Annotated in this window: 2 protein-coding genes; both read left to right on the top strand. The window is 56.9% G+C overall.

The features are described from left to right. The first annotated feature begins 68 nt into the window (after positions 1-68). Positions 69-353 carry an IS3 family transposase gene (locus JIF53_RS16740; protein WP_022993518.1) on the top strand — a complete coding sequence of 95 codons (285 nt, stop codon included), beginning with the start codon at positions 69-71 and terminating at the stop codon, positions 351-353. 20 nt (positions 354-373) lie between these two features. Next, a partial coding sequence (locus tag JIF53_RS16735; RefSeq protein ID WP_199453462.1) for an IS3 family transposase occupies positions 374-861 on the top strand: 488 nt, incomplete at its 3' end.

Genomic DNA, 861 nt, shown 5'->3' with positions numbered 1-861 from the left:
TGAAGTGGACCCCAAATTTTGGACAGGTGCCTAAGCTCTGATTCATCATCTCCACGAGGAGGAGAATCATGAGCAAGAAACGCAAGCAATACAGCGCATCATTCAAGTCCAAAGTTGCTCTGGCCGCCCTCAAGGGTGACCAGACCACATCCGAAATTGCCGCCCGTTTCCAGATTCACCCCACCATGGTCAGTACCTGGAAGCGCGAGCTGCTGGAGAACGCTCCCGACCTCTTCGAAGGCAAGAGGAAGGCCGGCAAGCAATCCGATGAGCCCAGCACAGACGAGCTTTACCGGGAGATCGGTCGACTGACGGTGGAACGCGATTTTTTGTCGCGCAAGCTCGATCAGTAAGCCGTCAACAGCGGTTGGCGATGATCGAGCGTGGTCATCCCCAAGTCAGTCTTTCGCGCCAGTGCGAGCTGCTCAAGCTGAGCCGCTCATCGGTGTACTACGTCCCTCGTGAGCAATGTCAGGAGGATCTGGATCTGATGTACCTGATTGATCAGCAGCACCTGAAAACGCCGTATTATGGCTCTCGCAAGATGCGGTTCCACTTGCAGCACCAGGGCTACCGCATCAACCGGAAGCGGGTGCAGCGGCTGATGCGCACCATGGGCATTCAGGCCGTGTACCCGCGACCAAGAACCAGTGTTCCGGGCGATGGGCACAAGGTGTACCCGTACCTGCTCAAGGGCTTGAAGATCGATCGTCCCAATCAGGTTTGGGCAACTGACATCAGCTACGTGCCGCTGGCGCGGGGCTTCATGTATCTGGTTGCCATCATCGACTGGTACAGCCGCAAGGTGCTGTCCTGGCGGATCTCCAACACCATGGACACAGACTTCTGCGTCGATGCCCT

Origin of the sequence: Marinobacter sp. bablab_jr008, assembly GCF_016464145.1 — a bacterium.
Lineage (GTDB): Bacteria > Pseudomonadota > Gammaproteobacteria > Pseudomonadales > Oleiphilaceae > Marinobacter > Marinobacter nauticus.
This window is presented reverse-complemented; position numbering and strand designations above follow the sequence as displayed.

What these genes read in the sequence shown, in the direction of transcription:
- JIF53_RS16740 (WP_022993518.1), top strand. Translation starts at nt 69, where the DNA reads ATGAGCAAGAAACGCAAGCAATACAGCGCATCATTCAAGTCCAAAGTT.